This window comes from Massilia antarctica, from assembly GCF_015689335.1.
Lineage (GTDB): Bacteria > Pseudomonadota > Gammaproteobacteria > Burkholderiales > Burkholderiaceae_D > Telluria_A > Telluria_A antarctica.
Genome location: NZ_CP065053.1, coordinates 398,427 through 423,598, shown reverse-complemented (window position 1 = coordinate 423,598; position 25,172 = coordinate 398,427). Strand labels below are relative to the sequence as shown.

Sequence of the window (25,172 nt, the reverse complement as noted above, 5' to 3'; positions counted from 1 at the left end):
TCTCTTACCCGGGTTCATGATGAGCTTGCACAGCAGGCGTCTTTACAGACGTTAACGCAACTATACCGAGAGAGCCCATGAAACTCGCCAACCTCCGAATTGCCGTGCGCCTCGGTGCGCTCGGCGCTTTCTTTTTTGCCGCTTTTCTACTGGTCGGCCTGGGCGCCTGGTCGGCCCTGTCCAGCGCCAACGCCCAGAGTGCGCTGGCCATGCAGCGCGCCGCCAAACTGACCGATGCGGTCGACATGGCGCGCAGTGCCCAGGTCGAATTCAAGATCCAGGTGCAGGAATGGAAGAATATCCTGCTGCGCGGCACCGATCCTGCCCAGCTGGAAAAATACACGGCCTCGTTCCGCAAGAGCGGCGAGTCCACCCGCGCCGAACTGGGCAAGGTGAATACCATCCTCGGGGAATTGGGACTGCGCACGCCGCTGGTCGACGAGGCCATCAAGGCCACCGACGACCTGGGCAAGAACTACCTGGGCGCGCTACAAAAATTCGATGGCGCCAATGCAGAGAGCTACAAAGCCGTCGATCACCTGGTCAAGGGCATGGACCGCGAGCCGACCCAGAAGATCGACGCCATTGTCAGCTTCATTGGCACCGAATCGCGCGCATTGACGGTCGCCATGGCCAAGGAGCAGGCCGCCGTCGAACGCGCCGTGACCCTCAAGCTGCTGATGATCGTGCTGGTCACGGTGGCGGTCGGGGCCGTCATCATGATGTGGCTGGTGCGCAGCATCACCGGGCCGCTCAACGAAGCGGTCAATATCGCGCGCACGGTGGCCAGCGGCGATCTGTCGACCTTGATCGTGGCGCGCGGCAACGACGAAATCGGCACCTTGCTCAAGTCGCTCAAGGAGATGCACGACAACCTGGCCGAGATCGTCGGCAAGGTGCGCGCCGGCACCGATGCGATTGCGGCGGCGTCGAGCGAAATTGCCGATGGCAACCAGGACTTGTCGGCGCGCACTGAAGAGCAGGCCAGCTCCCTTGAAGAAACCGCCTCGGCCATGGAAGAGCTGACCTCAACCGTCAAGCAGAATGGCGAGAATGCCAGTCAGGCGAGCAAGCTGGCCAGCGACGCCTCGGTGGTGGCGGTGCGCGGGGGCGACGCAGTGGCGCAAGTGATCCACACCATGGGTTCGATCAACGACTCGTCCAAGAAAATTGTCGATATCATCGGCGTGATCGATGGCATTGCCTTCCAGACCAATATTCTGGCCTTGAATGCCGCCGTGGAAGCGGCGCGGGCGGGCGAGCAGGGGCGCGGCTTTGCCGTGGTCGCCTCCGAAGTGCGCAATCTGGCGCAGCGCTCGGCGGCGGCGGCGAAGGAAATCAAGACCCTGATCGGCGACTCGGTCGACAAGGTCGACATCGGCAGCAAGCTGGTCGGACAGGCGGGCACCACGATGGAAGAAGTGGTGGCCAGCGTGCAACGGGTGACGGCGATCATTGCCGAGATTGCCGTTGCCAGCGGCGAGCAGAACGTGGGGATCGACCAGATCAACGATGCCATCGGCCAAATGGATGCCGTCACACAGCAAAACGCGGCACTGGTTGAGCAAGCGGCGGCGGCGGCGGAAGCGATGAAGCAGCAGGCGGCCAGCCTGGCCGAAGCGGTCAGTGTATTCAAAATCAGCGACCGGCACCTGGCGGCGGCGCCGGCGGTGCGCGCGGTGCGGCGGGCCGTGCCGGCCGCGCGCCCGGCAACGCGCCCGGCGGCACCGGCGCCCCGCCTGTCCGCGAGCAAGCCGTCCGCGGGGCGCCCGGTACCGGCCGGCGAAAGCGACTGGGAAGAATTCTAAATCCCTTTCACAACATTTCCCAACCGGGGTCAGAGCTCTGACTTGAAACATTTCTCATTCGGGGTCTGACCTCTGATTCGAAATATTTCTTCATTGTGTCATTCGGGGTCTGACCTCTGATTCGAAATATTTCTACATTGGGGTCAGAGCTTTGACTCGCAACATATCGCTCGTGTCATTCGGGGTCTGACCTCTGATTCGAAATATTTCTACATTGGGGTCAGAGCTTTGACTCGCAACATATCGCTCGGAAAGCCGGCGCCGGTCCGGTTTTGCAGCATGCCCCCTCACTTCCACTTTTTTCCTTGAAATATTTCGAGCCAGAGCTCTGACCCCGATAAGGAAATGTTTCGAATCAGAGGTCAGACCCCGGTTGCGAATCCGAATCAGAGGTCAGACCCCGGTTGCGAATCAGAGGTCAGACCCCGGTTGGGTAATTGCTTTCCAGGGGGGGCCGATGGGGCGCGGTAGCCGCGGATTTTGGTGCTGGAGCTCGTACCAATTGTGTACGGGCGGTTGTCGACTGCCTATATAATGTCAACAATATCGCCGTGGCCGGGACCGGTCCATGTATTGCTTCCCATTATCAGCCGCACTATCCCTCAAAGGATCCAATGAGCACCGACAAAAGCCCGCAGTTAGCGTTAATTATCACGAAATTTGAAAATGAGCTGCTGGAAGTATGGCTGTCGGGACTGATGACACGCATGATCCGGCGCGACAAGAACGCCGAGGCCGAACTGCGCCAGCAGGCGACCCGTTTCCTGCCCATGCTGGTGCAGGCCCTCGAACGCGGCGCCACCAACGATATCGAAAGCGCGGCTTGGGATGACACGCGCCACATGCTGACCGAAATCTCGCAGGCGCGCGTGCGCCAGGGCTTTTCGTCGATCGAAACCGCCAGCTTCATCTTCGCGCTGAAAGAGCCGCTGTTCGCTTACCTGCGCACCGCCCTGGCCGACAATCCGATCCAGCTGGTCGAGGAAACCGCCTCCACCAGCGCGCTGTTCGACCGCCTCGGCCTGTTTACCATCGAGGTGTACCAGAAGGCGCGCGAGCAGGTCATCCTGCGCCAGCAGCAGGAATTGCTGGAGTTGTCCACGCCGGTCGTGCAGCTGTGGGACGGCGTGCTGGCCCTGCCGCTGATCGGTACCCTCGACAGCGCCCGCACCCAGGTGGTGATGGAGAACCTGCTGCAAAAAATCGTCGATACCGGCGCTTCGATCGCCATCATCGACATCACCGGCGTGCCCACCGTCGACACCCTGGTGGCCCAGCATCTGCTCAAGACCATCGCCGCCGCGCGCCTGATGGGCGCCGACTGCATCATCAGCGGCATCCGCCCGCAGATCGCCCAGACCATCGTCCATCTCGGCGTGAACCTGGAAGACGTGGTCACCAAGGCCACCCTGGCGGACGCCTTCGTGGTGGCGCTCAAGCGCACCGGTTCGACCATCACCCATCCGCAGAACGCGCGCTAGTCCATGGAACGCATCCCCATCCTGAAAATGGGCCGTCTGCTGCTGGTGACGATCCAGGTCGACATGCACGACCGCCTGGCCATGACCCTGCAGGACGACCTGACCGAGCGCATCGTCAAGGACCGCGCCACGGGTGTGCTGATCGATATCTCGGCGCTCGACATCGTCGACTCCTTCATCGGCCGCATGATCAGCCACACGGCCGCCATGGCCCGGATTCTCGACGCCCGCACGGTGCTGGTGGGGATGCAGCCAGCCGTGGCGATTACGCTGGTCGAACTGGGCCTGACGCTCGACGGCGTCAGCACCGCCCTCAATGTGGAACGCGGCCTGGCCCTGCTTGAGCAGGAACGGGAATGACCGCCGCGCTTCAACGGCAGGGTGTCCCGTGAGTGCCGCCGATGGCCTGGTTCGCGCCCCCCTGGTCACCGATGAAGATGTGGTCCGCCTGCGCAAGCTGGTACGCGATGAAATGGTCGCGCTCAAGTTCTCCCTGATCGAACAAACCAAGATGGTCACCGCGGCCAGCGAACTGGCGCGCAACACCTTGCGCTATGGCGGCGGCGGACGCGCCGAACTCGAACTGGTCGAGTGCGGCGGCAAGCGCGGCGTCAAGGTCAGCTTCATCGACGAGGGCCCGGGCATCGCCGACATCGAACTGGCCCTGACCGATGGCTACACCAGCGGCGGCGGCATGGGCCTGGGCCTGTCCGGCGCGCGCCGCCTTGCCGACGATTTTATCCTCGACAGCGTGCCAGGCAAGGGCACCACCGTCACCATCGCGAAATGGAAGTTGTTTTGAACAGGTCAGGCAGGCAAACGGCGTTTCACGTGGGCGAATTAAGCGAAATCGCATCGGCCCGCCGCGCCGGCAACACCCTGGCGCGCCAGCTGGGCTTCGACGAAACGCGTGCCGGCCAGCTGGCCATCGTGATTACCGAGGCGGCCACCAATATCGTCAAGCATGCGCGCGAAGGCGAGATTCTGCTGCGCGCGCTGCACGCGGGCGAGCGCGCCGGCGTGGAAGTGATCGCGCTCGATCGCGGTCCCGGCATGGCCAATGTGGCGCTGCGCATGGAAGACGGCAATTCGACCGCCGGTACCTACGGCGTGGGACTGGGCGCGATCGGCCGCCTGGCGCCGGAATTCGATATTTATTCGGCCGAGGGCCTGGGCACGGTGCTGTGGATGACCGTCTGGAGTGGCGCCGCCGGCGTTCCGGTTCAGGACTGGGAAGTGGGCGCGGTGTGCCTGCCGATGCCGGGCGAGGACGTGTGCGGCGATGCCTGGGACTTCGGCTTGGCCAACTGGGGCCTGACGGTCGGCATGGCCGATGGCCTGGGCCACGGCCCGCAAGCGGCTGTCGCATCCGAGGCGGCGGTCGCGCTGGTGGCCGAACGTCCCGCCGTGGATGTCTCCGAACTGATGCAGCTGGCGCATGGCGCGCTGCACGGCACCCGCGGCGCCGCGGTGGCCGTGGCGGCGATCGATTGCGACGCGGGCGAGCTTACGTTCGCCGGCATCGGCAATATCGCCGGCTGCATTTTCGATGGCGGCGCGCGCCGCCACCTCATGTCGCACAATGGCATCGTCGGCAGCAATCTGCGCAAGGTGCAGACATTTGCCCATCCCTGGGCGAGCGGCGCCACCTTGATCATGCATTCCGACGGCCTGGGAACGCGCTGGGACCTCGATGCCTATCCGGGCCTGGTGTTCCGCCATCCGGGTCTGATCGCGGCGGTGCTGTACCGCGATTTCGCGCGCCAGCGCGACGATGCCAGCGTGCTGGTGATCCGCGAGCGGGAGCGCCGCTAATGTCGCTGCGGATACTCAAGATTGCGATCGGCACCGAGCTCGATGTGGTCGGGGCCCGCCAGCGCGCGCGCGAGATCGCGGTGCTGTGCGGCTTCGCCATGCAGGACCAGGTACGCATCGCCACCTCGGTGTCCGAGCTGGCGCGTAACGTCTTCAATTACGCGCACGGCGGCAAGGTCGAGTTTTCGATCGAGGATGACGACGGCGTGCAATCCCTGCAGATCCGCATCGACGACCAGGGCCCCGGCATCGCCGACCTGGATCTGGTGCTGTCCGGGCGCTATCAGTCGTCGACCGGCATGGGCCTGGGCATTCTGGGTGCGCGCCGCCTGATGGACCGTTGCGACATCAGCACGGCGCGCGACAGCGGTACGCGGATCGTGCTGCAAAAGCGCTTCGCCGGCGATGCGCCGCGCATGACGGCGCGCATGGTGGGCGACATGTGCGCGCACCTCAACGCGCTGGCGCCCGATTCGATGCTGGGCGAAGTACAGCAGCAAAACCAGGAACTGCTCGGCACCCTCGATGAACTCAAGGCGCGCCAGGAAGAGCTGCTGCAGCTCACCCGCGAACTCGAAGAGAACAACCGCGCCGTCAAGGTACTGTACGCGGAGCTCGACGAGAAGGCCGAGCACCTGCGCCGCGCCGACCAGATAAAGTCGCGCTTCCTGTCGAACATGAGCCATGAATTCCGCACGCCGCTCAGTTCCATCCGGGCGCTGGCCAAGCTGCTGCTGGCGCGCGCCGACGGCGAGCTGTCGGGCGAGCAGGAAAAGCAGGTCAACTATATTTTGCAGGGCACGGTCGCCATGAACGAGATGGTCGACGACCTGCTCGACCTGGCCAAGATCGAAGCGGGCAAGGTCGATGTGCGGGCCGAGCGCTTTTTGGTGGCCGACATGTTCAGCACCCTGCGCGGTCTGCTGCGCCCCTTGCTGCACAGCCCGGAGCTGGCGCTGACGTTCCAGGAACCGCAAGCGGAGCTGGCGCTGCACAGCGACCAGGGCAAGCTGTCGCAGATCCTGCGCAATTTCATATCGAATGCGATCAAGTATACGGAACGGGGCGACATCACGGTCCGGGCGGCGCTTTTGCCGGAGCAGGGTATGATGCGCTTTAGCGTGTCCGATACCGGGCTGGGGATTGCCGTCTCGGACCAAGCGCTCATTTTCGAGGAATTCAGTCAGATCGAAAACCGCCTGCAAACGCGCGTGAAGGGTACGGGCCTGGGCTTGCCGCTGTGCCGCAAGCTGGCCGGCCTGCTGGGCGGGTCGGTAGGCGTCGACAGCAAGCCGGGCGCCGGTTCCGTATTCTGGGTGTCGATCCCGCTCACCTACACGGCAGAGGAAGGCGACGCCGCTGTACTGCCGTATTCCCATTAACCGGATCGAGGTCCACCATGCAGTCCATGCCATTTGCCGATTCCCTGATCCTCAACGTCGACGACAGCGAGGGGGCGCGCTACGCCAAGTCGCGCATCCTCACGCGTGCCGGTTTCACGGTGATCGAGGCCGCCGACGGCAACTCGGCCCTGCTGCGCGCGCGCGAAGACAAGCCGGACCTGGTTCTGCTCGACGTCAAACTGCCCGACATTAACGGTTTCGAGGTGTGCCGCCTGCTCAAGTCCGACCCCGACACGCGCGCCGTGCTGGTGCTGCAAACGTCGGCGTCGTACATCGGCGTGGCCGACAAGATCAGGGCGCTCGAAGGCGGCGCCGATAATTACCTGTTCGAGCCGATCGAGCCGGAAGAACTGGTGGCCAATGTCAAGGCGCTGCTGCGGCTGGGCAAGGTCGAACGCGAACTGCGCGATGTCGACCGCCGCAAGGATGAATTTCTGGCCACCCTGGCGCATGAACTGCGCAATCCCCTGGGGCCGATCCGCAACGCGGTCGAGCTGCTGTGCCGCCTCGACCCGCACGTGCCTGAGCGCCAGGACAAGGCGCGCCAGACCATCCTGCGCCATACCGGCCACCTGGTGCGGCTGGTGGAAGACCTGCTCGATGTGGCCCGTATTTCGCAGGGCAAGATCACGTTGCACGAAGAGCGGGTGGAGCTGCAGACCTTTATCGGCAGCGCGCGCGAGTCGGTGACGCACATCGCCGAGAGCCGCAACCAGCGCCTGGAAGTGACGATGCCGGCGCACGAGGTGTGGCTCAGCGGCGACCATGTGCGCCTTGCGCAAATCGTCGGCAACCTGCTGCACAATGCTTTCAAGTTCACGCCGCCGGGCGGCGTCGTCAAGCTCTCGGCCGACGTGAGCGGGATGGAAATCCTGATCCGCATTGCGGACAACGGCATCGGCATCGACGCCGCCAAGCTCGATTACATTTTCGACCTGTTCGCCCAGGACGGCTTCACGCCGGACCGGGTGCAGGATGGCCTGGGCATCGGCCTGTCCCTGGTGCGCACGCTCGTCTCGCTGCACCACGGGACGGTCAGCGCCTTCAGCGCCGGGGTGGGCCAGGGCAGCATCTTCGAGGTGCGCCTGCCGATCGATGCCTTGGGCAGCGGCGCCAATGACGTGGCGGCACCGGGCGCGGACAATGCCGCCGCCGCGCGCATCCTGGTGGTGGACGATAACGTCGATGCGGCCGACATGCTGGCCGAACTGCTCGGCATCAGCGGACACGATGTGAAGGTGGCGTACAGCGGACAGCAGGCGCTCGACCGCGCGGCCGAGTTCAGGCCGGCCTACGTGTTCCTCGATATCGGCTTGCCCGACATGAGCGGCTACCAGGTGGCGACCAAAATGCGCAAGCTGGCCGGCATGGACGACGCGGTGCTGGTGGCCCTGACCGGCTACGGCCAGGCGCGCGACCGCGAGGAGGCGATGGAGGCCGGCTTCGACGACCATATCGTCAAGCCGATCGATTTCGCCAAGGTCACCTCGCTCGACCTGCAGCGCCGCAAGCGCTGATCGTGAGCCCCGCCTTGCCTCTTACTGCCAGGGGAAGAACCAGGTGAGAGGCTTGTCGACGCGCGCGGCCCACGATTTTTCGTTGTGGCCGGCGCCGTCGGCGACGTGGTAAAACAGGTCGACATCCTGGCGGTAACCCTGTTTGAGCATCGCGTCGCGCATCCTGGTGGTCTCTTCAAGGCCGTCCTTGAGGGTGCCGGCATCCAGATAGAACTTCACCGGCAGGCGTGGCGGCAGGTTCGCGACAAATTCCTGCTTGTTCCACCAGAACGAACCTGATACCGATGCGGCCTTCGAAAACACGGCCGCATTTTTCTGCGCGATGTGGAACGAGGCGATCCCGCCCAGCGAAGAGCCCATGATGGCGGTCGATTCCTTGCCGGGCAAGGTGCGCAGGGTGCTGTCGATATACGGCTTGACGGTGTCGACCACGAAACGCTGGTAGGTATCGAGCTGGCCGCCGCCGTATTGCGGATCGCAGCAGGTCGTGTATTCGGCGATGCGCTCTTGTGTGTTGTCGATGCCGACCACGATGATCTCTTCCATGACGCCGGTGGCGACCAGCCGGTTCACGGTTTCGTCGATGCCCCATTCAACGCCGTAGGCGGCCGTTTTCGCGTCGAACAGGTTCTGGCCGTCGTGCATGTACAGCACCGGATAGCGCTTGGCCCGATTCTCGTCGTAACTTGGCGGCAGGTAGATGCGCAGGTTGCGGCTGTTCTTGAGTTGCGGCGATGCGAAGCCGGGAATGATTTTCACCTTGCCGAAGGGCGCGCCGAAAAAGGGATAGATGTCGCGCGTGCTGCCGGCGGCGAGCTTGTAGGTGCCGCCGATGGCGATTTTTTCATCGCCCAGCACGGGCTTCATGACCACCTCTCCCAGTTCGTCGGGCCAGGTATAGGTCCATACCTGGCCATCGTCGCTGGTGGCCGCGGCGCCCTTCGACCAGGACATCGGCCCCTTGTCGCCACGGATGGCGACGCCGCCCTTGCCGCTTTCGTAATGGACGCGCACCGTGGTAGCGTGTGCGCCCAGCGGCAGCAAGCTTGCCGCGAGCAAGGTCATTCGTGCTAGTGTCATGGTATTTCCCTTTTACTTCAGGCGCAGCAGCCGCGCGCCGATCACATCGAACTTGTTGGATGGACCTTCGGCGCCGCCGGCCGCGCTGAAGGTGCTGTTACTTTGCAGGTAGCTCATATTATAGAAGTCGCTCATCTCCAGCGCGTACAGGCCGGGCGTGAGGCGCGTGTGCAAGGGCGTCGACATCACCGGCGGCGCGCCGGTCTTGTCGATGCGCGCATGCGGCAGCTGCACCACGCCCTGCGCCGCGATGCGGCCGGAGGCGTCTTTCAGGACCAGCCATTTTACGCCGCCGCTGATACCAAGGTTGATCTGGTTGGCGCCATTATGGTAGCGCACCTGCACGCCGTACTCGCCGGCCTGCGCGATCCGGATCGCGCCGAAACGCAGGCGCTCGCCCGGCTTGCCCCAGTCCTTCACCTGCGGCTGCGCGACGCCGTCGACCATTGCCGCAACCTCGATCGCCGTGCCGGTGCAGTGCGGCACGCTGTGGTGGCCGCGATTGCCGGACACTGAAAACTGCGCCTCGATGGCGTAGCAGGCCGCCGCCGGCGCGGCGTGATCGCGCCAATCGCCGGTGCCTACCCCGGCGGCAATCAGCTTGCCGTCGCGGTAGACGTTGTACACCGTGCCGGCGCCATTGCCATTGGCATCGATCCGCAAGGTGGCCGCCCTGGTCCCTTGGGCGATGGACGGTTCGCGTGGGCCGAAGACGTCCGGCCCTTCGGCGTAAGGCGCCGCGACGACGCGACGGACTTGCTGGTCGCCTTGTTGCAGGGACCCGAGCGCAACGTCGATGGTGGCGTTGTCGGGCAGTTGCTCCCAGCCGATGGACTGCGCCGCGGCGGCACCGTTCACCGTGATGGTCTTGAGCGGGTAGTAGCCTGTTTTGGTCGTCGCATCGGGCAGCGTGATGCGCACCTTGATGCGCTTTCCGCGTACGGTCAGGTTGTCGAGCGCGATGAGCGAGGCTGCGCCAAACGTCTCGCGCCGCAGCTTGGCGGTGATGAAGGGACGCACCTTGATGCCGCTGCCCGAGACGCTGACGCCGAACACGTTCCCGATCACCATGCCCAGATAGCCGCCGACCGACCATAGTTGGCGCTTCGAGTTGATCACGGGGCCAATCAGGCCCGGGTGCTGTTCGTCGAGCAGCAGCGGCTGGCCTGAGATCCACTCCAGGTTTTCCATGTTCGACAGGTTCAGCGCTGCGCCGCGCATGAGCGTGTCGTACGCGGCATCGGCCACGCTGACGTTGGCGTGCAGGCTGGCGGCCTTGAGGCCATAGGCTGTCACGAAGGGCCAGATGGCGCGGTTGTGGTACACCGGCATGCCTGGCTGCTGCGGGTAGATCACCGGCGCGCCCATCGGCCCGTGCGGATAGCTGGCGAGGATGCGGCGCGCGCGTTCGCCGTCGGCCACGCCGGTGAGGATGGCTAGCGCCTGTCCGAGCCAGTCGAATTTATGCAGCGGCGCGCCGTCGAAGTGGGGCGCGGTCAGGCTGCTGTACATGCCGGCGTCTTCCAGCCAAAGCCGCTCGTTGATGCTGCGCTTGAGCGCATCGGCCCAGCCGGCGTATTTTGCCGAGCGCGCAAGGTCGCCACTGTCATGCGCCAGGGACGCGGCCAAGGTCAGCGCCTTGTAGTGCAGGACATTGGTGGACAGCGCTTTCGAGCTGGCCAGCGAGGCCAGGTCGGTGACGATCCATGCGGCGTAGCTCTGGTCGCGCCAGTCGAGAAAGGATTGTTCGCCCATGTACAGGCCGGAGGCCGGATCAAACGCGGCGATGCGGTCGTTTTCCAGGGTGTTGACCAGTGCCTCCAGCGCGCGCGCGGCGAACGGTGCGCGCTGCGCCGCCGGTAAATTGTTGAGCGCCGCTTCGGCGCCGAGCGCCCAGGCCACGCGGTCGGTGCTGACCGGCCAGCTGCCGCCGCTGCCGGTATCCTGGACTATTTGCCGGCCATCGGCGCTGCCCGCCACCTGCGGCGCGCGCGCGATGCCGTGCCGGTAGCCGGACAACTTGAAGTCGAGCGAGTTGCGCACCCGCTCCGGGTCGAGCATCGCCAGCCCCAGGTCGGCCGCGTACGACAGGTCGCGCGTCCACACGTAATGCCATTTTTCGCCGGTCTCGAAGCAGTCGCAGTCGATGGCGGCCGCGCCGTTGTAGTTGCCGTCCGTGATCTGCGCGACCGCGTTGCGCTTCATTTCATCGAGCGCCAGCGCAAACAGGGCGTCGAAGGCCAGGCTGCCGCTGCGCACTGTCGGCCTGTCCGCGGCTTCACGGTAAGTCGTCGATTGCGGCCCGGGGTCGCGCAGCGCCATGGTCGTCGACTGGGTGTAGCTGCGCAGCGCCGCCGCGGCGTCGGGTGTCGAGTAGCGCACCGTGGCGCTGGTGCCGTCGATGATGCGGTACTCGCTGGCGCTGCCGGCCGCATGGCCCCGGTGCGGATCGGCCGTGCTGGCGGGCGGCGTACCGGTTTGCACCGCGCGCACCAGCGGCGCCGCCGGGTCGGACACGTCGATGGTGAAGCGCCAGGTCGAGGTCTTTTTGACGAACAGGTAGTCTTCGGGCCCGGGCCTGGCTTGCATCCTGTAGCTGGTACCGGCGGCAATGGTCACCTTGGCGCTCGGGTCGATCACCCATTCGGCGGACCAGTCCTTGCTGCCGATCTTGAAGCCGTGGTAGCCGGGGCTGACCAGGATCTCCGCTTCGTACACGCCATTGCCTTTGGAGGCCAGCGGGTGGTCAAGGCCCCAGCCATTGAAGCCGCCGCGCAGGTACATGGGCGCGGCGAGCGTGCCGCTGTCGGCGATGCCGGCGGCGCTGGCCGAGAACAGGGCTGCGGCGGCGAGCAGGCGGGTGGTCTTGAACATCAGCGGTATTCCTTACGTTCGACGATGCCGCGCAAGGCATCGGTCGATTTGAGCATGGGGAAGTCGTCGGCGCGGTAGGGCCTGGGTGTCTGGAAAACGAGCTCGCCGATCTCGCCGGCGTAGCTGGCCTGGCGCGCACGCACCGCGAGCGGCCTGCCATCGACCGTCGCCTTCCCGCCGCCCGTCACCAGCAGGGCCGTCTTGCCGGGGGCGAGTTCGAACGCGAGTTGCGAACGGCCTTTGTCGTCGCCCAGGAAACTGAACGACACCTTGCGCGGCACGGTGCCGTTCAGGCGCAGCTTCCAGTGCTGCTGTTTTCCCACGCGGCGGAAATCGACGTCGATGCTGTCGGCCGCGCCGAAGGGCAGGGCCGCATAAAATTCGCTCCATGCGGCGGGGATCGCCGGCGTGAAGGCCAGTGTGTTGTCGAGCAGGCGTGGACGAAAGCCGACGTAGTCCTGGTAGCCGTTGCGCGCATATTCGGCCACGCTCCACGACTGCGCCCAGGTGCCGGATGGTTTGAGCTTGCCGTCGTCGCCGGGCAGGGCGTCGAGCAGCTCGCTCATGTTCCCCAAGGTTCCCAGGCCGAGGATTTGCCGGCCAAGGTTTTGGCTCAGCTTCCACGCCAGGTCCTGGTAGCCGAACTTGTTCAGCGCCGTGACCGTGAAGCCGGCATTCCAGCCCCAGATGGTGCCTTGGTGGTAGGCCGCATCCTTATGGTGAAAGGCCGGGTTTTCATGGCGCGGATGGAAGTAGGGATCGTTCTGGCTCAGCGAGGCGATGCCGTAGGGGTAGAGCAGTTCGGACACCGCGTTGCGCGTCACCCTTGCCTGCACCTTGGGCGGGATGAAGTCGTCGAACGGGATCGACACCAGCATCAGCTGGTTGGGGCGGACCTTGGTATCGCGGCTTGTGTCGTCGCGCAGGCGGTCGGCCATCACCTTGCCGTCCCAGTACAGCTTGAGGAAGCTGCGCTGCGCCTTGCCGGCCAGTGCGTTCCACTGGCGCGCCCGCGCACTATCGCCGGCTTGCGTGGCCAGCCAGGCGCCGGTCTTGAGGGCGGTATGCCACAGGGCCTGGATTTCGACGGCGCGCGGGCCGCGTGCGGACCACGGGTCTTTATTGTCGATGCGCGCGTCCATCCAGGTGTCGGCCGAGTCGTGCGCCAGCAAGCCGTCCTGGTCGGCATAGCTGGCGATGGCGCCGTCGAAGTAGGGCAGGGCGAGCTGGTACATCTGGCGCGCGAACGCCTTGTCGCCGGTGTACTGGATGTACTCGAAGGCTTCGCGCAGCATCCAGGGGGTGCCGTCGACCGTGTTGTAGATGATGCTGTCACCTGCCGCGACGCGATTGGGGATGCGGCCGTACTCCTTGTCGCGTGGCTCGCGCAGGTTCTGGTAGCGCGCGAAATTGGACAGCACGGCTTTGGCGTCCTCGAACTGGCCCGATACCAGCAAGGTGCCGGGCAGCGCGATGAAGGTGTCGCGGCCCCAGTTGTCGCGGAACCAGGGCAGGCCGGCCCAGATGCCGGTGCCGAATTCCTCGACCACGAACATGCGGCTGGCAGCCTTGGCCCAGTTGAGCGCCTTGTTGTACTCAAGGTCGCTGGTGGACAGGTAGCTTTTGGTCAGCGCTTCATACAGGGCCTTGCGTTCGGCGCCGATGGGATCGCGCTTTACCAGCGCCAGTGCGCGTTCGCTGGCCTGGGCGGCGTTCTCGCCAAAGGCCACGACCACCGTCATGTCGCGCGCTGCCTGCGTGCTGCGTAGGGCGAGGCCGTCGCCCAGCACGAAGGGGCGGTCGGCTGCGATGGCCGTAAACGGGCCGGCACCGCTCGGGGCTACCACCACCACATCACCTTCGCGGTGGATCGCGCCCGGCGCCTTGAGCAGCGCCTGCACCGTCAGTTCGGCGTCGACCGGGTTGGTCAGGCGGATCGCGAGCGCATGCTTTTTCGACAACAGAGCCATTTCCTCGGTGGCACCGCCGGCGTGGCGCACCCGGTGCCCGTACGGGAGTACCTGTTCCTTGGAGCGGGCGCGTTCGTTGGGCGCGCCGTTCACGAACGTGGCGTAGCCATCGAACAGGGAGGCGTTCTTGATGGTGTAGCCGGCGCCCCTGGCATGGCTTTGGGTGTAGCCCTCGAAGTAGCCGGCCATGTTATCGCCCACCACGAACCGGGATTGCTGGGCTGCTGGAACGCTGATCGCCATGGCCTCGAAAAACGCGTCCACGCCGGGTTTGCCGGCAGCCGCGGTCAATGGCATGGCGATGGCGGCCGCCAGTGTGATCAGATACTTCATTCAATCTCCAGGATCAGTGCCGAGCGCGCCGGCAGGGTCAGTGACGTTGCGAGTGCATGGGTGGCGCCGCTGATTGTGTCGACGCCGGTCTTGGCGCCCTTGAGCATTTCGTGAAAGCGCTCGAGCGGTAGCACGGCGTCCTTGTCGCCTTTGTTCAGCGCCACCATGACCTTGTTCTTGCCGTCGTAGCGGAAGTAGACGTAGGTGCCGTTTTCGGCGCCGTAGTGCATGGTCTTCCCGTGGTGGATGACCGTGTGCGACTTGCGCCAGTTGACCAGTTTTTTGACGTAGGCCTGGGCTTCGCGCTGCTGCGCGCTCAGTCCAGCGCCGCTGAAGGCGCTGGCCGCATCGGCGCGCCAGCCGCCCGGGAAGTCCTGGCGGAAGCTGGCGTCGTCGCGGATCCTGGTTTCGCTGGTCATGAGCACCTCGGTGCCGTAATAGAACTGGGGTATGCGCGGCAGTGTCATGAGCATGGCGAGACTCATCTTGTACAGCTTGAGGTCTTCGCCGACCACGCTGAAGAGGCGCGCGATGTCGTGGTTCCCCTCGAACAGCACCAGGTTGCCCGCGTCCGGATACAGGTGGTCTTGCGAGAGCATTTCGTAGACGTCGGTAAAGCCGCTTGCGGGATCGGTGGAGGCGAGGCTGGCGCGGATGGTTTCGGCCATCGGAAAGTCCATCAGGCTGGGAAGGTAGCTGATGTAGCCGTCGAAGTTGACTTTGCCGCGCTGCCAGTGCGACACCACCGCCGGCGACTTGTGCCATTCCTCGCCGACCAGATTGAGATTCGGGTATTCGGCCGTCAGGCGCCGCGTGTACTCGGTGAGGAAGGCGCTGTCGGAGTAGCCGTAGGTGTCGATGCGCAGGCCGGACAGGCCGGCGTATTCGATCCACCAGATATTGTTTTGAATGAGGTAGTTCGCTACCAGCGGGTTGGCCTGGTTCAGGTCCGGCATGCTGTCGGCGAACCAGCCCTTGGTGAAGTTGTCGCGGTCCTGCTGCGATCCGTACGGGTCCTGCACCGATACCCGATGGTGCGCGGTGGGCGTGAAGGTGCCGCCGTTGGTGATCCAGTCGGGGCCGGGCAGGTCTTTCATCCACCAGTGGCGGCTGCCGATATGCGAGAGCACCACGTCCTGGATGATGCCGATGCCTTTCTTGCGTGCCTGCGCGGACAGTTGGCGGTAGTCCTCGTTGCTGCCGTAGCGCGGGTCGATGCGGTAATGGTTGGTGGCCGCATAGCCGTGGTAGGAGTAGGCCGGCATGTCGTTTTCGACCAGCGGCGTGGGCCAGATCTGGGTAAAACCCATGGCCGCGATGTAGTCCAGATGGTCGGCCACGCCGCGCAGGTCGCCGCCGTGGCGCCCGCCGCCGGAGGCGCGGTTGGCCTGCTCGGCCATGCCGGCCACGCTATCGTTGGCAGGGTCGCCGTTGGCGAAGCGGTCGGGCATGATCTGATAGATGGCGTCCTTGCTGCCGAAACCCTGGCGCTGGGCCGACCCGGCTTCGCGCGACCGCAGTTCGTAGGGGGAGCGGATGGTGCGCGCGCCATCCTTGAACAGGATGTCGAATTTGCCCGCCCTGGCATCGGGCCCGATCAGCAGGTCGATGAAGAGGTAATTCCGGTTCGGGACGTGGGTGACCGCGTCGATGCGCACGCCGGGGTAGTCGATGGCGGGACGGGTGTCGGCGATGCCTTCGCCGTGGACCATCAGCTGGAGTCTGTTGTGCTTCATTCCGATCCACCAGGATGGCGGTTCCAGGTGGGCGATGCGGCCGGGCGGCATGGACGCGGCGCCGGCAAGCGCAGCGGCACTTCCCAGGACGACAGCGGCGAATAGCCGGAGGAGGGGCGTGCGGCGGCCTGCTGGGGTCATGCGGTCTCCAATGCGTCAGGGATGACTGCCTGCGCAGTCGCGTAGTATGGCTACATGATTTTGTTGTCGGTAAAGCATACTACAGAATAGGACGCCTTTCAAACGGCACGGCGGACCGGCGGTCGGCTCGCTTCCTGGATGCTAGTTTAGCTACATTCTGCACCAAGGCAGTATTGACCGCTCCGCAGGCATTCTCGGCGGGACGATTTGGCGGGAATTGTGCGGCAGGCCACATGCCATCGGCGCGCATGAATTGGCTTTTATTACGAACTTCACTACAAAAATGTAGTAACGATAAATTTCCAAAAGGTAAAATTGCACCGGCGTGAGGCAAAAACCTTTCAAAGCAAGGAAAAGGAGAGTCGATGTAGTTGGACTACAGTTGCCTTTGGGTTGTTCTGTAGCCGAAATACAACGACCCATCCCTCATCATTGGGTGACGAATGCAAAAAACTCACTTTTCCGTAGTCGTACGCAACTCTCGTTGACACTGCATCTAGTTTTAGTACAGAATCGGCTCAGAGCGTCTTAGAACGTTGCCTTTGGAACCCGTGCAGTCGTCGCCGCGCTGAAGATACGGGAATTGTGTAGTAATGATGAGATGAGGGGACAGAATGAAATTTTTCGCCAATACCCGTAGCAAGAGTGCCGCATTTCCACTGAGCCCGGTCGCCGCCGGTTGCGCCCTGTTCGTGTCCGCCATGTCGGGCAACGTCTACGCGCAAGCATCCGCTGCGCCGCAAGCAGGCGAGCAGCCGATCACGACGGTCAAGGTGTCGGGCATTCGCCGCGGTATCGAGGACGCGATTTCGGTGAAAAAAGATTCCTCTTCCATCGTCGAGGCGATCTCCGCGGAAGATATCGGCAAGTTGCCTGACGTGAGTATTGCTGAATCGATCGCCCGCCTGCCCGGCCTGGCGGCCCAGAGGGTCGGCGGGCGTGCCCAGGTCATCAGCGTGCGCGGCCTGTCGCCGGACTTTTCGACCACCTTGCTCAATGGCCGCGAACAGGTCAGCACGGGCGACAACCGCAGCGTCGAATTCGACCAGTATCCCTCCGAGCTGCTCAGCGGCGTGACCATTTACAAGACCCCGGACGCCGGCCTCGTCGGCCAGGGCTTGTCCGGCACCATCGACATGCAGACCGTGCGTCCGCTGTCGTTCGGCAAGCGCACCATCGCCATGAACGTGCGCGGCGAGAAAAATTCGCTCGGCGGCATCGCCAATGCGAAAGCGACGGGCAAGCGCTTCAGCGTCAGCTACATCGACCAGTTCGCCGACCGCACGATCGGTATCGCGATCGGTTACGCCCACCTGGCCTCGCCGGTGTTGTCCAACGAAACCGGCTTGTATGAGCCGTGGAAAACCGATGCGCGTCCTGGCGTGCCTGACGGTACCTATCTGATGGATGGCTTGAAGTCGGTTGCGCGCAGCGGCACCAACAAGCGCGACGGCGTCATGGGCGTACTGCAATATCGTCCCAACAAGACCTGGACCAGCATGATCGATGTGTACGCATCGAAATTCAAGCGCGAAGAAACGGCCAACCAGTTTGAAGTGAACCTGAGTAACTACAACGGTGGCTTCCAGCCGGGCCTGATGTACACCCCGGCTACCACCTCGAACGGGGTGTTGACGGGCGGCTCGGCCAGCGGCGTCTATCCGCTGGTGCGCGGCATGTACAACAACCGCAAGGATGAAATCAAGGCGATCGGCTGGGGCAATACCTTGCGTTTCGATGGCTGGTCGCTGTTGGCCGACGTCAGCTACTCGAAGGCGAAGCGCGATGAAGTGAGCCTGGAAAACAACCTGCAACTGAGCAATGCTGCCGGCGATCCCTTCCTCGACACCGTCAACCTGAAATTCGCCACCGGCGGTTTTTCGCAAATCGGCGGCCGCCTGAACTATAGCGACGCCAAGAACCTGTACGTGCGCAACACGATTTACGGTTCCGGCTACGGCAAGACGCCGCAGATCGAGGACGAGCTCAAGGGCTTCAAGCTGGTCGCCTCGCTGCCGATGCCGACCATGCTGCAAAGCTATTTCTCTGGTGTGGACGTGGGTGTGAACTATGCCGACCGCAACAAGAGCAAGGTGCAGCCGGAAGGCGCGATCACCTTGCGCGGCGCACCGGGTCCGGTTCCGGGCGAATTGTTGTACAACCAGGTCGACCTCGGCTTTGCGGGAACGGGCATGATTCCTTCGTGGAATGTGCCAAGTGTTGTCGGCCAGTACATGAACTTCAACCCGAGCTCGACCCATTCCTACCTGATTTCCAAGGCGTGGACAGTGCAGGAAAAGATCACGACCAGCTTCGTGAAAGCCAATATCGACAGCGAAATCGGTTCGGTGACGGTCAAGGGCAATGTGGGCATACAGGTGCAGCACACCGAGCAGTCGTCGCAAGCGAACTATTTCGATGGCACGGCGCCGGTTGGCAGCCAGATCAAGCCGGTCAGCGATGGCATGAAGTACACCGATTACCTGCCGAGCCTGAACCTGGCGTTTGGCGTGGGCAACCAGCAGACCGTGCGTTTCGCGGCTGCCAAGCAATTGGCGCGTCCAAGGATCGATCAGCTGCGCTCGGCGCTCGACTTCAACGTCGGCACCACCGACTTCAAGCCGGGCGCCAGTGGCGGCAATGCCCGTCTTGATCCGTGGCGCGCCAAGGCACTCGATTTGTCCTACGAAAAATATTTCGGTAACAAGGCGTACTTTGCAGTCGCGGCTTTCCACAAGAAGCTCGATACGTACATCTTTACCCAGACCAAGGAATACGATTTCTCGAAATATATTCCTGGCACCGACGCGATCACGGCGATTGGTAACTACAAGGCGCCGTACAACGGCAACGGCGGCAAGCTGAAGGGCCTGGAAGTGTCGGCATCGCTGCCGCTGAGCTTGCTCACACCCGTGCTCGATGGGTTTGGCGTGTCGGCCAGTGCCACGCACAGCAAGAGCTCGATCGCGATTGAAGATCCGGACAGCAGCATCGGCAAGAACATTCCGTTGCCGGGCTTGTCCAAGCGCGTGACCAACCTGACCTTGTACTATGAAAAGAACGGTTTTGAAACCCGGGTCAGCCAGCGCAAGCGCTCCGATTTCGTTGGTGAAATCGGCAACTTTGCCAATGAGCGCAGCTTGCGTTATGTGGTCGGTGAGGATGTGGTCGACTTCCAGATCGGTTATAACTTTACCGAAGGAAGCTTTAAGGGCTTGGGATTGGTGTTGCAGGTTAATAACGTTGGCGATACGGCGTACGAAACCTACGCTGGCGACCGCAACAAGCCGCTGGAATACCAGAAGTATGGCCGCACCTTCCTGATGGGCGCCAACTACAAGTTCTGATGAGTAGGCTGCCGGGGGCGATCCCGGCGCTGACGACAACCCCGGCGCATGCGAATGTGGCGGGGTTGTTTGTTTTTGGGCGGCCACGAACGGCGCGGCAGGCGGTGCAAACCGCGATATCGGGTGGCGGCAAAGCGGAGCAGATTGCACGAATAGCCTCAATTACACCCCACTTGCACGCAACTCCGTTACAAAAAATCGCATTCTGGACTACAAGAGAGTAAACTGCAGGATGCTTTCCCGTCGGGCTAGCTAGTCAAATTGTGAGTGTCCTATGTCTGAAACCCCAGTATTACTGTTTTCCGAACTCAACCTGAGCGCCCAAGTGCTGAAGGTCATGAAAGAGGTCGGTTACGAAACGCCGTCGCCGATCCAGGCTGCCACCATCCCGCTGCTCCTGGCCAATCGCGACGTGCTGGGGCAGGCACAGACCGGAACCGGCAAGACCGCAGCCTTCGCGCTGCCGATTCTGTCGCGCATCGATATCAAGCAGCAGTCGCCCCAGGCGCTGGTGCTCGCTCCAACCCGCGAACTGGCGATCCAGGTCGCCGAAGCGTTCCAGAAGTACGCAACGCACATCAAGGATTTCCATGTCCTGCCGATCTACGGCGGCCAGAGCTACGGTCCGCAGCTGCAGGCGCTGCGCCGCGGCGTGCACGTGATCGTCGGCACCCCGGGCCGCGTGATCGACCACCTCGAAAAGGGTTCGCTCGACCTGTCCAAGCTCAAGACCCTGGTGCTCGACGAAGCCGACGAGATGCTGCGCATGGGCTTTATCGACGACGTCGAACAGATCCTGCAAAAAACCCCTGAGTCGCGCCAGACCGCGCTGTTCTCGGCCACCATGCCGTCCGCGATCAAGCGCATCGCCAAGACCTACCTGCGCGATCCGGCTGAAGTCACGGTCGCCGCCAAGACCGGCACCGCTGACAATATCCGCCAGCGTTACTGGATGGTGAGCGGGATGCAGAAGCTCGAAGCGCTGACCCGCATCCTGGAAGCGGAACCGTTCGACGGCATGATCATTTTTGCGCGCACCAAGCTCGGTACCGAGGAACTGGCGACCAAGCTGCTGGCGCGCGGCTTCGCGGCCACGGCGATTAACGGCGACATGCAGCAAACGCAGCGCGAGCGCACCATCGAACAGCTCAAGAACGGCAAGATCGACATCCTGGTCGCCACCGACGTCGCCGCGCGCGGCCTGGACGTGGAGCGCATCAGCCACGTGATCAACTACGACGTGCCGTCGGACCCGGAAAGCTACACCCACCGCATCGGCCGCACCGGCCGCGCGGGCCGCAGCGGCGAAGCGATTTTGTTCATTACCCCGCGCGAGCAGGGTTTGTTGAAAGCGATCGAACGCGCCACGCGCCAGCCGGTCGCGCCACTGACCTTGCCGACCGTGAAAGCCGTCAACGACGTGCGGATCGCCAAATTCAAGGACCAGATCACCGAAATGCTGGCTGCCGGCGGACTCGATGTATTCCGTTCGCTGATCGAAGAATATGAGCGCGAGCAGAACGTGCCCGCCGTCGAAATCGCAGCGGCCCTGGCGAAGCTGGCGCGCGGCGATATTCCTTTGCTGCTGGAAAAGCCGAACCGCGACGCCAAGAGCGCGCCATCGTGGCAGGAAACCACCCCTGCCGCGCGCGCACCGCGTTCGGAGGCGCCAATGCGCAGCGACCGCGGCGACCGTGGCGATGCACCAGCCTTCAAGCGCGAGCGCGTATCGCGTCCGTCGGAAGAAGGCATGGGCACCTTCCGTATCGAAGTCGGTCATGCGCACGGCGTCAAGCCGGGCAATATCGTCGGCGCGATTGCCAACGAAGCGAACATCGAGTCCAAGTTCATCGGCCGCATCGAGATCTACGACGATTACAGCACGCTCGACCTGCCGGTCGACATGCCGGCGGACCTGATCGATCACCTCAAGGGTGTGTGGGTCGCGGGCCAGCAGCTGAATATCACCCGTGATGGCGAAGCGCCGGCGGTCAAGAAGGCGGCTCCGAAAAAAGCGGGCGACCGTCGTTTTGAGGAGAAAAAGCTCGGACCCAAGAAGCCTTACGACGCGGCCACCAAGGCCAAGAAGGAAGCACGCAAGCTGGCCAAGCCGGAGTAAAGCGGCGGGCAGGTGAAAAAAAGGGCAGCTTCGGCTGCCCTTTTTGCTTAGGTGTTCCTGCGCAAGCGCGCTGCGGATAATCCGGCCGGACTCATCGCCGAACCCCGCGCTACCTTCGCGGAGCAGAACCACCGCTGACGCGTTCACCAGTGCGTGTCGCGAGGATAAACGGCTCCCATCCGCCTGGCGGGTCCCACTCCCCGCTGCCTTTGATATGCGTTCCGGTGGCGCTGTGCACCAGCACTCCGTCAATTCCGAGCTGCGTAGTTTTCCATAGAAGTGCACCGTCAGGACCGAATGCGAACAGCTCGGAAGCGGAACTTGCGAGTACGCAGAAATCGGCACCAGACGTTTCCAATTCCTCAGCATCGAAGAATTCGCAAAAATACCCATCCATCTGGTGCATCACGACGTCCTCCGTCACGCAATCGACGATGAAAACACGCTCTCCGTAGCCAATATAAGCTTTGGTGCCGGCCTGCCGGACAGCCTGGAAGCAGGTGGATTCGACAGCCTCGGCCACATCGATTCGCACGATGCCCGAGTCGGAGTCTGCGGCGACGTGCGCAGCGATCGCAGCGCCAGGGCGAGCGGCGCCTACCAGAAGGGATCTGGTAAAAGATAATCCCTCGTCTTCGTTTAAAAACGAAATCGCCATGGTTTCTTGCTCATATATTCTTGTGATCAAATTTGGCAGGTGTTTGATTCTACCGTTCCATCCTGCCGGTAAGTGACGGCAGAATTGGCATCAGTGTACGGGAGCGGGCATCGCGGCCTGGGTCGCCGCCGCCTCGTCCTTCACCAGGCACCACAAGGCCGCCGAAATGGCCAGTGAGGTGCCGCAGATGACATACAAGGTGCTCTGGTCGGCCACGTGTTTCAGCACGAAGCCCACGCCGGTGGACATCAACTGCGGCAGCACCACCGACAGGTTGAACACGCCCATGAAAAAGCCCATGCGGCTCTTGTCCACCTTGTCGCTCATGATCGCGAACGGCAGGCTGACGATGGCGCTCCAGCCGATGCCGACCACCGCCATCAGCGCGTACAGCATCATCGGCGTGCGCGCCATGGTGGCGATCAAAAAGTACCCGAGCGCCATGATGGCGATGCAGCCCGCTTGCGTATGTACGCGGCCGAACCTGCGCGCCAGCGGCGCGAGCACCAGCGCCGGAAGCAGGAAGCCGACCGTATTGAGCACGGCGAAAGCGTAGGCGATCACCTGGCCGCTCATGGCGTTCGCCGCCTTCACATCCAGCCCCGCCGGCACCAGCTGCTGCTGGATAAAGCCGTAGGTGTAGACGAACATCGCCTGCACCCCAAGCCACGCAAAGCCGTGCGCGATGTAGATGCGCCACAGCTGGCCCCAATCGGCCTTGGTCGCTACGGCCGCCTCGTTCTTTTTCACCAGCTCGCGTTCTTCCTTGATGAAGAACATCGGCAGCACCGAAAACACGAACACGATGCCCGCGCCGACCGAGATCAGCGCGTCGTTGCCGAGGGTTGCGCCGATGATGTACGCCGCCACGCCGAAGAAGCCGGAAATCGTCTGCATCCACGTGTAGCCGCGCGTGCGCGCTTCGCCTTCGGGCGTGAGGTCGGCGATGATCGAGCGGGTCGGATTGAAGCTGATATTGATCGACAGGTCCAGGGTCAATGCGATGATCACCGCCACGATGACGATATTCTTGATGCCCAGGAGCTGGCTGACGACGTCGATGCGCGGTAGCAGGAACACCATCAGCGCGGCCAGGGTGCCGCCGATCAGGATGAAGGGGCGGCGCCGCCCGCCCCAGAACCAGGCATCGTCGCTGATCAAGCCGATGATCACCTGGCCGAAGATGCCTGCCAGCGGTCCGGCCGCCCACACGATGCCGATCTGGTGAATCTCGAGGTTGAAGCGCGTGCTCAAAATCCAGCTCAGCGCCGAAATCTGGATGCACAGCGCGAAACCCATCGCCGTCGCCGGCAGGCTCAGGGTCGCGTAAAAAAGGTGATTCAAGCGCTTCTGCATCTCCAGCATCATGTCCCCGTCGTCTCTGTTATTTGACTACAAAATTGCGGTTTCGGCCGTCTTGTTGCGGCGATTTTACTATGGAACTGTTTAGATTGACACTTAGAAATCGTCATGTTATTTTCCTACAAATATAATGCGTGGCAAAACGCTTGGAGACTCCCGATGCAGATGCAATTCCCGGTAATAAAACCACGCCTGAGTTTCTGGCAGTTGTGGAACATGAGCTTCGGCTTCTTCGGCATTCAGTTCGGGTTTGCGCTGCAAAACGCCAACACCAGCCGCATCTTCTCGACCCTGGGCGCGAACGCGGACCAACTGCCGCTGTTCTGGCTCGCCGCGCCGATCACAGGGCTGCTGGTGCAACCGGTCATCGGCTACCTGAGTGACAATACCTGGCATCCGTTCTGGGGCCGGCGCCGTCCCTTCTTCTTCCTAGGTGCCTTCCTGGCGACCGTGGCCATGTTCCTGATGCCCAATTCCACATCCCTGTGGATGGCGGTGTTCGTGCTGTGGATGCTGGATGCGTCGATCAACGTGTCGATGGAACCGTTCCGCGCTTTTGTGGGCGATAAGCTGCATCCGTCGCAGCAGACGGCGGGCTTCGCGATGCAGACCTTCTTCATCGGCTGCGGCTCGGTGATCGCCTCGCTGTTGCCGACCATGTTCACCGACTGGTTCAACGTCAGCAATATCCCCGTCAACGGCGGCATTCCCGATACGGTGCGCTACTCGTTCTACCTCGGCGGCCTGGCCTTCATTGGCGCGGTATCGTGGACCGTCATCACGACCCGCGAAACGCCGCCGGAAGACCTGACCGCGTTTCGCGCCGATCTTGAAAAGCGCAAGGGCACCATGACCGCGCTGCGCGAGATCATGCAAGGCTTCACCACCATGCCGCGCACGATGGTGCAACTGGCGGCGGTGAGCTTCTTTTCGTGGCTGGCGTTATTTACGATGTGGGTCAACACCACGCCGGCGGTGGCTGAAAACGTGTTCGGCACGCTCGACGCCCAGTCGGCCGCTTTCCAGAGCGCCGGCAACTGGGTCGGCGTCATGTTCGCCGTGTATAACGGCGTGTCGGCGCTCGCGGCCTTTATCCTGCCGGTCATCGCGCGCCGTACCAACCGCAAGATGACCCACCTGGCCTGCCTGGTCATCGGCGGCATCAGCCTGGCCAGCATTTTCTTCATCACGCAAAAAGAGATGCTGCTCATTCCGATGGTCGGCGTCGGCATCGCGTGGGCCAGCATCCTCACCGTGCCGTACGCGATCCTGGCGGGCGCGCTGCCGCCGCAGCGCATGGGCTTTTACATGGGCGTCTTCAATTTCTTCGTCGTGATCCCGCAGATCGTCGGCGGCATGGTGTTGGGGCCGATCAGCAAGGCCCTGTTGGGCGGGCGTCCAGTGGCGACCTTGCTGCTGGCCGGTGCATGCATGGCCGTTGGCGGGCTGCTGACCGTGTTCGTGACCGACAAGGGCGAGCGGGCCAACTAAAGTGGCGTCAACATTTTTCTACCTGTCGTATCGTATT

The 25,172-nt window shown here is 63.1% G+C and carries 16 protein-coding genes; 10 read left to right on the top strand and 6 right to left on the bottom strand.

Annotated elements, in window-relative coordinates:
* The first annotated feature begins 77 nt into the window (after positions 1-77).
* From IV454_RS01915 to IV454_RS01885, 7 genes are all read left to right on the top strand, one after another.
* The gene (locus IV454_RS01915; RefSeq protein ID WP_206089965.1) at positions 78-1,808 is read left to right on the top strand and encodes a methyl-accepting chemotaxis protein; all 1,731 of its coding nucleotides are present in this window, start codon (positions 78-80) and stop codon (positions 1,806-1,808) included.
* Positions 1,809-2,422: 614 nt separating this feature from the next.
* A complete protein-coding gene (locus tag IV454_RS01910) occupies positions 2,423-3,289 on the top strand; it encodes an STAS domain-containing protein (RefSeq protein ID WP_206089963.1) in 867 nt (288 codons plus the stop codon).
* 3 nt (positions 3,290-3,292) lie between these two features.
* On the top strand, positions 3,293-3,649 hold the full coding sequence (locus IV454_RS01905) for an STAS domain-containing protein (protein ID WP_054264335.1): 357 nt from the start codon (positions 3,293-3,295) through the stop codon (positions 3,647-3,649).
* A 28-nt stretch (positions 3,650-3,677) separates the two neighbouring features.
* Complete coding sequence (locus IV454_RS01900; RefSeq protein WP_229522004.1) at positions 3,678-4,091, top strand: anti-sigma regulatory factor; 414 nt, start codon at positions 3,678-3,680, stop codon at positions 4,089-4,091.
* 29 nt (positions 4,092-4,120) lie between these two features.
* A complete protein-coding gene (locus IV454_RS01895) occupies positions 4,121-5,104 on the top strand; it encodes an ATP-binding protein (RefSeq protein ID WP_307730204.1) in 984 nt (327 codons plus the stop codon).
* Positions 5,104-6,486, top strand: a complete 1,383-nt coding sequence (locus IV454_RS01890; RefSeq protein ID WP_206089959.1) for an ATP-binding protein — start codon at positions 5,104-5,106, stop codon at positions 6,484-6,486. Before IV454_RS01895 ends, IV454_RS01890 begins: the two co-directional genes overlap by 1 nt.
* Before the next feature lie 17 nt (positions 6,487-6,503).
* Entirely contained in the window at positions 6,504-8,024 is a 1,521-nt protein-coding gene (locus tag IV454_RS01885) for an ATP-binding response regulator (RefSeq protein WP_229522002.1), read from the top strand.
* A gap of 21 nt (positions 8,025-8,045) precedes the next feature.
* Here IV454_RS01885 and IV454_RS01880 read toward each other — a convergent pair whose 3' ends face one another.
* The 4 genes from IV454_RS01880 to IV454_RS01865 are packed head-to-tail and all read right to left on the bottom strand — an operon-like array spanning position 8,046 to position 16,158.
* Positions 8,046-9,104 carry an alpha/beta hydrolase gene (locus IV454_RS01880; RefSeq protein ID WP_206089958.1) on the bottom strand — a complete coding sequence of 353 codons (1,059 nt, stop codon included), beginning with the start codon at positions 9,102-9,104 and terminating at the stop codon, positions 8,046-8,048.
* A 12-nt stretch (positions 9,105-9,116) separates the two neighbouring features.
* The gene (locus tag IV454_RS01875) at positions 9,117-11,978 is read right to left on the bottom strand and encodes an MGH1-like glycoside hydrolase domain-containing protein (RefSeq protein ID WP_206089957.1); all 2,862 of its coding nucleotides are present in this window, start codon (positions 11,976-11,978) and stop codon (positions 9,117-9,119) included.
* Positions 11,978-14,281: an amylo-alpha-1,6-glucosidase gene (locus IV454_RS01870; RefSeq protein ID WP_206089956.1), complete on the bottom strand. Its 2,304-nt coding sequence runs from the start codon at positions 14,279-14,281 to the stop codon at positions 11,978-11,980. The genes IV454_RS01875 and IV454_RS01870 overlap by 1 nt, the downstream gene beginning before the upstream one ends.
* The gene (locus IV454_RS01865; RefSeq protein ID WP_206089955.1) at positions 14,278-16,158 is read right to left on the bottom strand and encodes a glycoside hydrolase family 13 protein; all 1,881 of its coding nucleotides are present in this window, start codon (positions 16,156-16,158) and stop codon (positions 14,278-14,280) included. Before IV454_RS01865 ends, IV454_RS01870 begins: the two co-directional genes overlap by 4 nt.
* A 614-nt stretch (positions 16,159-16,772) precedes the next feature.
* Between IV454_RS01865 and IV454_RS01860 the strand changes: the two genes are divergently transcribed.
* Positions 16,773-19,505 carry a TonB-dependent receptor gene (locus IV454_RS01860; protein ID WP_206089954.1) on the top strand — a complete coding sequence of 911 codons (2,733 nt, stop codon included), beginning with the start codon at positions 16,773-16,775 and terminating at the stop codon, positions 19,503-19,505.
* A 274-nt stretch (positions 19,506-19,779) separates the two neighbouring features.
* Positions 19,780-21,624, top strand: a complete 1,845-nt coding sequence (locus tag IV454_RS01855; RefSeq protein WP_206089953.1) for a DEAD/DEAH box helicase — start codon at positions 19,780-19,782, stop codon at positions 21,622-21,624.
* 109 nt (positions 21,625-21,733) lie between these two features.
* Here the strand turns inward: IV454_RS01855 and IV454_RS01850 are convergent, their stop codons facing one another.
* Positions 21,734-22,282 (bottom strand): hypothetical protein, encoded by a 549-nt coding sequence (locus tag IV454_RS01850; RefSeq protein ID WP_206089952.1) that lies wholly within the window; start codon positions 22,280-22,282, stop codon positions 21,734-21,736.
* Between the two features lie 90 nt (positions 22,283-22,372).
* Positions 22,373-23,626 carry an MFS transporter gene (locus IV454_RS01845; RefSeq protein ID WP_229522000.1) on the bottom strand — a complete coding sequence of 418 codons (1,254 nt, stop codon included), beginning with the start codon at positions 23,624-23,626 and terminating at the stop codon, positions 22,373-22,375.
* A 177-nt stretch (positions 23,627-23,803) separates the two neighbouring features.
* On the opposite strand from IV454_RS01845, the gene IV454_RS01840 reads away from it, so the two are divergent.
* Positions 23,804-25,135 carry an MFS transporter gene (locus tag IV454_RS01840; RefSeq protein WP_206089950.1) on the top strand — a complete coding sequence of 444 codons (1,332 nt, stop codon included), beginning with the start codon at positions 23,804-23,806 and terminating at the stop codon, positions 25,133-25,135.
* Positions 25,136-25,172: the final 37 nt, after the last annotated feature.

Coding starts and splice junctions, on each gene's coding strand:
- IV454_RS01915 (WP_206089965.1), top strand. CDS start 78: ATGAAACTCGCCAACCTCCGAATTGCCGTGCGCCTCGGTGCGCTCGGC.
- IV454_RS01910 (WP_206089963.1), top strand. CDS start 2,423: ATGAGCACCGACAAAAGCCCGCAGTTAGCGTTAATTATCACGAAATTT.
- IV454_RS01905 (WP_054264335.1), top strand. CDS start 3,293: ATGGAACGCATCCCCATCCTGAAAATGGGCCGTCTGCTGCTGGTGACG.
- IV454_RS01890 (WP_206089959.1), top strand. CDS start 5,104: ATGTCGCTGCGGATACTCAAGATTGCGATCGGCACCGAGCTCGATGTG.
- IV454_RS01885 (WP_229522002.1), top strand. CDS start 6,504: ATGCAGTCCATGCCATTTGCCGATTCCCTGATCCTCAACGTCGACGAC.
- IV454_RS01880 (WP_206089958.1), bottom strand. CDS start 9,104: ATGACACTAGCACGAATGACCTTGCTCGCGGCAAGCTTGCTGCCGCTG.
- IV454_RS01875 (WP_206089957.1), bottom strand. CDS start 11,978: ATGTTCAAGACCACCCGCCTGCTCGCCGCCGCAGCCCTGTTCTCGGCC.
- IV454_RS01870 (WP_206089956.1), bottom strand. CDS start 14,281: ATGAAGTATCTGATCACACTGGCGGCCGCCATCGCCATGCCATTGACC.
- IV454_RS01865 (WP_206089955.1), bottom strand. CDS start 16,158: ATGACCCCAGCAGGCCGCCGCACGCCCCTCCTCCGGCTATTCGCCGCT.
- IV454_RS01860 (WP_206089954.1), top strand. CDS start 16,773: ATGAAATTTTTCGCCAATACCCGTAGCAAGAGTGCCGCATTTCCACTG.
- IV454_RS01855 (WP_206089953.1), top strand. CDS start 19,780: ATGTCTGAAACCCCAGTATTACTGTTTTCCGAACTCAACCTGAGCGCC.
- IV454_RS01850 (WP_206089952.1), bottom strand. CDS start 22,282: ATGGCGATTTCGTTTTTAAACGAAGACGAGGGATTATCTTTTACCAGA.
- IV454_RS01840 (WP_206089950.1), top strand. CDS start 23,804: ATGCAGATGCAATTCCCGGTAATAAAACCACGCCTGAGTTTCTGGCAG.